Source organism: Mycobacterium asiaticum (assembly GCF_001673365.1).
In the GTDB taxonomy this organism is placed as follows: domain Bacteria; phylum Actinomycetota; class Actinomycetes; order Mycobacteriales; family Mycobacteriaceae; genus Mycobacterium; species Mycobacterium asiaticum_A.
Window position 1 is genome coordinate 1 of sequence record NZ_LZLS01000102.1, and the last position, 4,870, is coordinate 4,870.

Below are 4,870 nucleotides of genomic sequence, written 5' to 3' on the forward strand. Positions count from 1 at the left end.
CGTTGGCAGCTGGACGGTTGGTTGAGCCATCGCATCGCGCGCGGCCGCCCACTGGACGCACCGGTGACGCTGCTACGGCTGCAGGCCCTCGAGGTGGTCTCGGCCGAGGCGCTGCAGTTGCCCCTCTGGGGTGGTCTCGGTGAGGAGGACAGACTTCGCGCCCGACGGGCGCTGGTGCGAATTCAGGGCTTGCTGGGGCCGGAAGCTGTGCAGGTGCCGGTGCTGTCCGGCGGTCGCGGGCCAGCCGAGCGCATCACGTTGACCCCGTTGGGTGACGAGCCGGTGCCGCGGGCCGACCCGGCTTTGCCGTGGCCCGGCCGACTGCCCGGCCCGTCGCCGTCGGTGTTGCTCGACGATCCAGTGGAATTGCTTGATGCTCAAGGCAACCCGATCCGAGTGACCAGCCGGGGGATGTTCTCCGCCGATCCGGCGCGGCTGGCCGTTCCTGGAAAGGGTCGCGACGATCAGTTGCGCTGGTGGGCTGGACCGTGGCCGGTCGACGAGAGGTGGTGGGACGACCGCGGGCAACGGGTGAGTCGTGTAGCTCGGGTCCAGGTGCTGCTGGAGGAGGAGCGTGCGTTATTGCTCTGCTACCGGCAACGGAAGTGGTATGTGGAGGGGATCTACGAGTGATTTCACCTGCTGAGGTGCTCCACATGTGCGCCGCGGCCTCAGCTTGGGGCCCGACAGGGCCTGATCAGGGGCCTGATCAGGGCCCGATCAGGGGGCAAAGTGGCCCCAAAGCGAGGCCACTTTTGACGGCGATCAAGCGCTGGACCCAAAGATCTCTCTCTGACCTGCATAAATCCGAATGCTGTAACAGAAAAGTAATGATGGAGCTCCGCCTGCGAGCTATCCGGCGGAGCGGGCCTTGCGCTTGTCCAGGAAGGCCGACCACGACACGACATCGGGGTTTTCCTTGAGCAATGCCCTGCGCTGGCGTTCGGTCATGCCGCCCCAAACGCCGAACTCGACCTTGTTGTCCAGGGCGTCGGCCGCGCATTGCTGGAGCACCGGGCAGTGCCGGCAGATGGCTGCTGCCTGCCGTTGCGCCGCTCCGGTCACAAAGAGTTCGTCTGGGTCTTTAGACCTGCACAGACCCCTCGATACCCAGGCCCGTTCGCCGGCGTCTGGCGACAAAGGTGCATTGCTAACCGCGACAAGGTTCGGTCGCCGCCCGACCGTGCGTGTTCCTGACACGAAGTAGTCCCCTTAACTATCCGGCCGCGATCCGCGACCGCCTCCCTAGGTGCAGACCATGTTGTGACCGTTGCTTCGTTGCGTTGACGCGTCAAACGTGATCCGAATCTCACCGTGCTTATAAGTTAGGGGAGGAAGGGCCAATTGCGCAACAGTTCAACGCCACTTTTTTGGGACGGATGTGCCATACTGCCGGTATGGTTTCGGGCAGATGGTCTTAGTACTCGGTCTGCCGCCTATGGACACCAGGGCGGAATCGGGCAGAAATTCAGGCCCACCGGCCAAGGCGGCGGCGCCGGCGGATTCTCGCCGTCCCAGATGTTCTGCGCGACGTTGCCCTGGCCCGAATAGACGTAGTAGTAGGTGTGGCAGACATTCCAGTCCCACACCACGGGATTGACCCGAAGATTGCCGGTCTGCGGTTGGGGGTCCCCCGGACACCAGCGGCACGGACCCTCCGGATGGTCCTCCGGACAGCCCGGCCAGGCATTGAGCGGCGCCGGAACGGCGGGCTTGGCCTGGGCTGCGCCCGCGTCCACCACAGCCGCGACGTTGCCTGCCAGCAGTACGGTTGTTGCCAATCCGACGAAAAGTGTTCTCATTTCGCTGCCTTTTCAACCGCCGATCCTTCGCCTAGCCCGACGCTACGGCGGGGCGCTTGCGAAAATCTTGCGCGCGATTTCGCGCGGCACTCACCCCTGTATGGCCCCTTTCATGGGCCGAACGACGACACCCGCATGATCAGACGTTCCATGAATTCCTCGCGATTGACTTCGATCGCCAACTGCGCGTTGGGTTTTCGGGCGGGTGACGTCATCGCCCTCGTCATGCCAGGCTGGCCGGTCAGGTCGACGTCGACCGTGGCCTCCCGGGTGGTGACCAACTGTGGATCCAGCGCCACGGCCGCTGCCAACGGATCGTGTAGATAGGCCAGATAACCGAAGCCGCGGTCCCGGTGGCTCTCGAAGTAGAACCGCATCGCGTCGACGACGAACCGCAGCACCGGTTGGGGTGTCCCAGGCCCGGCCAGCCTGGCCAGGATGTCCGGGGTCATTGCGACCGTACGGGTCAGATCCAGGCCACACACGATCGGAAGTCGGGATTGTCCCGCCCACGCCGCGTACACCTCGGCCGCGGCTTGCGGATCCACGCGGGTGTTCCAGTCCGCCGGGCCGCGCCCGTCGAACACTCCGCCCATGATCACCAGTCGGCGCAATAACTCGGGCAGCGCCGGTTCGGCACGCAGCGCCAGCGCCAGGTTGGTCAACGGCGCGGTCGCCAGCCCGATCAGCTCACCGGGGTAGGCGCGCGCCGCGGCCACCCAGGCCGCCGCGGAGTCGTAGTCGGTAACTCTGCGAGAGCTGGCCGGCAGTTCGGCATAGCCTAAACCGTTGCGGCCGTGGAAATCTCCGCGGCGGGGACGCTCGCCCGCCAACGGGCGGTCTGCGCCACGCGACACCGGAATGTCGCCGGCGCCGCACAACTCGAGCAAGCCGAGATTGTTCGCGCACACCTGGTCCACTCCGACATTTCCGTCGGTCGAACCGATACCCACCACATCGGCACCGCTGGCCAACAAGTAGATCAGCGCGAGCGCGTCGTCTATGCCGGTGTCGACGTCAGCGAACACGACGCTCACCGGCCTAACGATACGCTGGCTGGATGCGCAAACGCCCGGAGCAAGATATGCAGCCGCACTTCGACGATGTGCAGGCGCACTACGACCTGTCCGACGACTTCTTCCGGCTGTTCCTGGATGCCACCCAGACCTACAGCTGCGCCTATTTCGAGCGCGAGGACATGACGCTGGAAGAGGCGCAGATCGCCAAGATCGACCTGGCGCTAGGCAAACTCGGACTGCAGCCGGGCATGACACTGCTCGACGTCGGCTGTGGGTGGGGCGCCACCATGATGCGCGCGGTGGATCGCTACGACGTCAACGTCGTCGGGCTGACCCTCAGCAAGAACCAGGCCGACCACGTCGAGCAGCTCCTCGCCAAGTCCGAGAGTCCTCGCTCCAAACGTGTTCTGCTGCAAGGCTGGGAACAGTTCGACGAGCCGATCGACCGGATCGTCAGCATCGGCGCGTTCGAACATTTCGGGCACGAGCGTTACGACGCGTTCTTCACCCTCGCGCACCGCTTGCTTCCCGCTGACGGGATCATGTTGCTGCACACCATCACCGGGCTGCATCCGCTGGAGATGAAGGAGCGGGGTATGCCGCTGACCTTCGAGTTCGCCCGATTCGTGAAATTCATTGTCACCGAGATCTTTCCGGGCGGCCGATTGCCGTCGATACCGATGGTGCAGGAACGCGCCACTGCCAACGGATTTGACATCACGCGGGTTCAGTCGCTGCAACCGCATTACGCGAAGACCCTCGACATCTGGTCGGCCGCGCTCGAGTCGAAGCGGGACCAGGCGATTGCCCTGCAGTCCGAAGAGGTCTACGAGCGCTACATGAAGTACCTGACCGGGTGCGCCGAGATGTTCCGCATCGGCTATATCGACGTCAATCAGTTCACCTGCCAGAAGTGACTTGCACCCCGGCAGGGCCCCGGCAGGGCTCTACCAGTGCACGCCGGGCACCAGTCGTACCAACCGCCGGACCGGGCGCGGGACTCCCACCACCCGGGTGACAGCCCGGGCGGGACTCTTGGGTCGACGCGAAATCGGCTGCGCGGCAACGGGTTCGGCTAACCCCCGGGCGGCAGGTGAGTCGGGATAGCCGAGATAAAGCTGGTGCAGCACACGCCGCGAAATCCGGGGAGCGAAGTAGTTGCCAGCTTCGGCGAGGGTGCCCATCGGCGTGTCGATACGCCCGGGCTTTTCGACCAGCCCGCGCACCACCATCGCGGCCGCGCGTTCGGGGCTGATCGCCGGCACCGGGTTGAGCCGCTTTGACGGTGTGATCATCGGCGTGGCCACCAGGGGCATGTGGATGTTGGTGAACGTGATGTGGTCGGACAGCGTCTCGGTGGAAACCACATCGGCGAACGCGTCCAACGCCGCCTTGGTGGGTAAATACGAGCTGTACTTGGGATTTCGCGCCTGCACCCCCGCGCTGGAGACGTTGACGACGTGGCCGAAGCGGCGTTCCCGCCAGTGCGGCAAGAGCGCCAACACCATCCGCACGGCGCCGAAGTAGTTGACCGCCATCACGCGTTCGTAGTCGTGCAAGCGGTCAGTGGAGTTGACCACCGAGCGACGGATCGACCTTCCCGCGTTGTTCACCAGGTAGTCGACGTGATCGAAGCGTCCGAGGATGTCCTTGACAGTCGCCTCCACCGATGCGGAATCGGTGACGTCGCAGGTGAAGGCGTAGGCCTGCCCGCCGCCGGCCCGAATCTCGGCAATCAGTTCATCGAGAGCGTCGCCGCTGCGGGCCAGCGCGAACACCGTCGCACCACGTTCGGCTACCGCCAGCGCCGAGGCTCGACCGATCCCGCTGGAGGCGCCGGTGATGATGACGTGCCGGCCCACCAGCGGCCCGTTCGGATCGTTGCGCCGGGCACGATCGGGATCGAGATTCTCGGCCCAGTACCGCCACAGCTTCGGCGCATACGAGGCAAAGTCGGGGACCTCAATATCAGTGCCCTGCAAGGCGTTTCGCGTGGCTTCACTAACGAAGGTGGGTGCCAGGTCGACCACGTCGAGAATCTGCGCGGGC

5 protein-coding genes and 1 pseudogene are annotated in these 4,870 nt (G+C 64.9%); 2 read left to right on the forward strand and 4 right to left on the reverse strand.

Translation table 11 applies throughout. The features are described from left to right. Nucleotides 1–633 (forward strand): annotated as a pseudogene (locus A5634_RS11900) (DNA polymerase Y family protein); the annotation flags it as partial. Nucleotides 634–852: 219 nt separating this feature from the next. On the opposite strand, the gene A5634_RS11905 reads toward A5634_RS11900, so the two are convergent. The 3 genes from A5634_RS11905 to A5634_RS11915 form a co-directional block, all read right to left on the reverse strand. Continuing rightward, nucleotides 853–1,200: a WhiB family transcriptional regulator gene (locus tag A5634_RS11905; protein ID WP_065144257.1), complete on the reverse strand. Its 348-nt coding sequence runs from the start codon at nucleotides 1,198–1,200 to the stop codon at nucleotides 853–855. 236 nt (nucleotides 1,201–1,436) lie between these two features. Beyond that, nucleotides 1,437–1,802: a hypothetical protein gene (locus A5634_RS11910; RefSeq protein ID WP_065144258.1), complete on the reverse strand. Its 366-nt coding sequence runs from the start codon at nucleotides 1,800–1,802 to the stop codon at nucleotides 1,437–1,439. Nucleotides 1,803–1,912: 110 nt separating this feature from the next. Continuing rightward, entirely contained in the window at nucleotides 1,913–2,839 is a 927-nt protein-coding gene (locus A5634_RS11915; protein WP_065144259.1) for a nucleoside hydrolase, read from the reverse strand. Nucleotides 2,840–2,862: 23 nt separating this feature from the next. Between A5634_RS11915 and cmaA1 the strand changes: the two genes are divergently transcribed. Further along, nucleotides 2,863–3,738, forward strand: a complete 876-nt coding sequence (gene cmaA1 / locus A5634_RS11920; protein ID WP_065144260.1) for a cyclopropane mycolic acid synthase CmaA1 — start codon at nucleotides 2,863–2,865, stop codon at nucleotides 3,736–3,738. 30 nt (nucleotides 3,739–3,768) lie between these two features. On the opposite strand, the gene A5634_RS11925 is transcribed toward cmaA1, so the two are convergent. After that, nucleotides 3,769–4,870: SDR family oxidoreductase (locus A5634_RS11925; protein ID WP_081290377.1), on the reverse strand; the 1,102-nt coding region annotated here is incomplete at its 5' end.